The sequence below is a fragment of the Helicobacter trogontum genome, from assembly GCF_000765905.2.
Taxonomy (GTDB): Bacteria; Campylobacterota; Campylobacteria; order Campylobacterales; family Helicobacteraceae; genus Helicobacter_A; species Helicobacter_A trogontum.
Genome location: NZ_JRPL02000059.1, coordinates 1 through 3,491, shown reverse-complemented (window position 1 = coordinate 3,491; position 3,491 = coordinate 1). Strand labels below are relative to the sequence as shown.

The 3,491-nt window shown below is 30.2% G+C and carries 6 protein-coding genes; all 6 read right to left on the bottom strand.

Features of this window, described 5'->3' with window-relative positions:
- On the bottom strand, positions 1-603 hold a 603-nt coding region (locus LS81_RS10540; protein WP_138069937.1), incomplete at its 3' end, for an alpha/beta hydrolase family protein.
- A 44-nt stretch (positions 604-647) separates the two neighbouring features.
- Complete coding sequence (locus LS81_RS10535) at positions 648-1,112, bottom strand: hypothetical protein (protein WP_034344533.1); 465 nt, start codon at positions 1,110-1,112, stop codon at positions 648-650.
- Between the two features lie 165 nt (positions 1,113-1,277).
- Entirely contained in the window at positions 1,278-1,841 is a 564-nt protein-coding gene (locus LS81_RS12195) for a hypothetical protein (protein ID WP_237022236.1), read from the bottom strand.
- 241 nt (positions 1,842-2,082) lie between these two features.
- Entirely contained in the window at positions 2,083-2,271 is a 189-nt protein-coding gene (locus LS81_RS11580) for a hypothetical protein (RefSeq protein ID WP_162549633.1), read from the bottom strand.
- A 150-nt stretch (positions 2,272-2,421) separates the two neighbouring features.
- Complete coding sequence (locus LS81_RS10510) at positions 2,422-2,841, bottom strand: hypothetical protein (protein WP_237022235.1); 420 nt, start codon at positions 2,839-2,841, stop codon at positions 2,422-2,424.
- 86 nt (positions 2,842-2,927) lie between these two features.
- Positions 2,928-3,410: an alpha/beta hydrolase family protein gene (locus tag LS81_RS11575; RefSeq protein WP_138069936.1), complete on the bottom strand. Its 483-nt coding sequence runs from the start codon at positions 3,408-3,410 to the stop codon at positions 2,928-2,930.
- Positions 3,411-3,491: the final 81 nt, after the last annotated feature.

The window sequence follows — 3,491 nt, the reverse complement described above, 5'->3', positions numbered from 1 at the left end:
TAAAGTAAGCATTTGAGCTAGAGCACTACCTAGTGAATGTCCTACTATATTTAAGCTTTTAGATTCTATGATAGCAGGATATTTTGCTTTGCATTGATTATAGAATCTTAGCATATCCTCGTAATAAGCTCGTGGCACTTGCTCTTTTATCAATAAATTCAAAGCATCTGCTTTTACATAATCTCTATTATCATAACTACCTCGTATAGCAAGGGTGTATTGCTTGGATTCTCTATTTTGGAATAAACAAGCGTGGAAACCCTGTTTTTGTTTGTTATGTTTATAGTCAAATTTTGGATAGTAATCTAGTAAATCATACTTTTCAAAAAAGCGTTGTGCTTGTGTGGGAGTCATATCACCTTTAAGTGTGCCTACTTTTATCCCTTCTCTATTTGGAAATATTAAGTCTGCCACATAAACATCACAATATGAAATATTCATAATATCCGCTATATCCTTAATATAGTGTGCCTGTTTATTATCGTCTAAAAGATACATATGGTAAAAAGGTTCTGTAAAAAAATCATAATATCCATAAGCACTCCAAGCAAGTTCGGCATTATCCCTAAGCTTTTTAATTAATTCTTTATTCTTATTCTCCATGTTATCCCTCCATTTATTTATAAGTACCATTTAGCATTGCCAATCTATCTTAACCAAGCCCAATCATATTTGTCTATAAAATACATATAAGCAGATAGGATTAACAATATTATACTTACTAGCTTCCATATCGTAAAGTTTTTTACCGTATCTACAATAAAGAAAAGTAAGGAATAAGGAAACAAAGGAATTGCTAAAAGTGTTATAAAATATCTTGCAGATGGGGATATATATAAATCTCTATCTGAAAATACCCAGTCCCATTCCTCTATAAAATACATATAAGCAGATAGGATTAGCAATATTATACTTATTAGCTTCCATATCGTAAAGCTTTTTACCGTATCTACAATAAAGAAAAATAAGGAATAAGGGAACAAAGGAATTGCTAAAAGTGTTATAAAAAATTTAGTAGATTTTTGGAAATCTCCTATCAATCCATAAAATCCAATGGCAAATAATAGGCTTAATAGTATATAGATAATCAGCAATATTTTAAATTCTTTCATTTTATAATCCCTTTAGATTCTGTGTTCATAAAAATTAAGTATATTTATTATAGTGGGCTCGTGGCACTTGCTCTTTTATCAATAAATTCCAAGCATCTGCTTCTACATAATCTCTATTATCATAATTACCTTGTATAGCTAAAGTATATTCTTTGGAATCTCTTTCTACATAAAAGGAATATTTCCTATACATTGATTATAAAACAAAAGCATATCAAGATGTTGTTTTTTAGGGAGATTTCTTAATGTGAGACTTGTATCAGCTCCTATATCACCCATATTAAGTGGCTCTGTACCACGAATAGCTAAGATATAATTGATATAGCCATATTCACTTGTATAGCTAATCTCTTTAGATTCTGTATTCTTTTGTTTTCTTTTTTCTCCAAATAAAGTAGCAGAGAATCCACTTTCAGTATTTGGTTGATGAATGAGTAAATCATAGCGAGAAAAGAATCTTTTTGCTTGATTGGGGGATATATCGCCACTAAATAAAGGGCTATATTCTATGTTGAGAATGTCAGCGTAGGTGGGTCTAATAGATTCTAATTCAACTTCTGTTGCTTTAGGATTATTATATTGTTTTGCAAATTGTTCCAATCTCTCCCTATCTTTATTCCACCAACCTTTAGGTTTATAATCTTTATCTGCCAAATGAAAGTACCAATAACTAGCCCAAGCTAGCTCTGCATAGTCTCGTAATTTCTGTATTTGTTCTTTATTGCTCATTGTTAATCCTTAATAGATGTGCAACTTCCATAAGCTGTTTTAAATACAAGCTCGTAAGAAGCTATGCTTTTTGTTGTGAGATATTTTCTTTTAGTGTCCCACCTTGCAAAAAAATATGGGCTAATCCTAACAATATTTTGTTTCGTCTTATCTAAATATACAAAAAAACCTGAATCAAATTCTATTCTGTTGTGTATTTTGGTTTCTCCTAACATATATTTTTTTGATATTCATCGCTCGTTTACATTGGTTTCATTGTTTCAAACATAGTATTCCAATCTAAATCATAATATGATAAGATTTTATTATATTTCTCTTCATTGTCTGGTAATTCATTAAGCTTACACATTGCTCCAAATTCGTGATAACTTGGTTGTAGGCTATAAGGCACAAACCACCCCCAACCAAATGTCATATTCCATAGAATCATCAAAGAAAATACAATAAGACTTAATATTTTTTAGAATCTTTTTAAGCCTATTCATTTATACACTTTCTTTAGACTCTATATTCTCATACACATACTCTAAAAAAGCATAACTTGCATTAGCACAATTAGCCATATCTTTGAATCTACTTATTAATTCTTTATTTTTACCCATTTTTCATCCTTGAAAATAAATTTATTAGCACTCGAACCATTATCAAAGTAATCCGTTGTTTCCCAATAAAATCCTCTCCCCTCATCACCTTGCAACCATAAGCCGTAATATTGAAAATAAAATCCTTTCATGTATGAAATTATATGTCTTTTGTTTTGAGAGTCTATAAAATAATATTCGAGATAATCACTTGTTCGTATTCTAGTATTAATTTGCCTAGCTTGCGTAGAAGCTTTTTGTGTGTCAATCTTGAGCTCATAACCATTAGATAATAAAGGGGTAAAAGTTGCAAATATATACAAACCTCTATTTTTTTCGTAATTTTTCAGCTTCTTGATATAGTGTTTCATCATAGATATATATTCCACTCTCTTCGTAAAATAATTTTTTGTATTCATAATACTGCGGATCAAAGTATTTAAATAAACACCCACTAACTAAAAAAACATTATTGCTAAGATTCCAAAGATTACATATACCATTCTCACATTATTTCCTTTTTAGACTCTGTCCCACGAAAGGCAATGATATAATCTTTATTATGCATGTCATAAAAGATTGTAGATGAATAACCACTTAGAGTATTTGGGATATGATGGACTAATTCATAACGATTTACAAAGTTTTTGGTGCGTTGGGAGATTCTAGCTTGAAGTGATATATCGTTGATAGATTTTATTTGTTTATTTTCATCATTTATCATTTCTTTGCAAAGTCGTGCTTCTATGGCTCGAGCGTAGGTGGTGTTTTCTCCTTGTTTTTTGGTGTTTATTGCTTTACCTTGTTTGTCCATTATATCTATATCTTTTTTAATTTTATCGCCTAAGCTGATATTATCAGCTAACCAAGCTTTATTTGGATTTGCAGAATCTATACTTTCATACACATAATGTAACATAGCATATGAAGCATCAGCTATATCCGCATAATCTCTAAATCTCTTTATCATTTCTTTATTTGTCAGCACGCCATTCTCCTTTAACCCATTTTCCTTCAATAAAGCTACCATTTTCTTTATTATAATAAAAAATATTGTCCTTCAAGACGA

Coding starts and splice junctions, on each gene's coding strand:
- LS81_RS12195 (WP_237022236.1), bottom strand. CDS start 1,841: ATGAGCAATAAAGAACAAATACAGAAATTACGAGACTATGCAGAGCTA.
- LS81_RS11580 (WP_162549633.1), bottom strand. CDS start 2,271: ATGATTCTATGGAATATGACATTTGGTTGGGGGTGGTTTGTGCCTTAT.
- LS81_RS10510 (WP_237022235.1), bottom strand. CDS start 2,841: ATGAATACAAAAAATTATTTTACGAAGAGAGTGGAATATATATCTATG.
- LS81_RS10535 (WP_034344533.1), bottom strand. CDS start 1,112: ATGAAAGAATTTAAAATATTGCTGATTATCTATATACTATTAAGCCTA.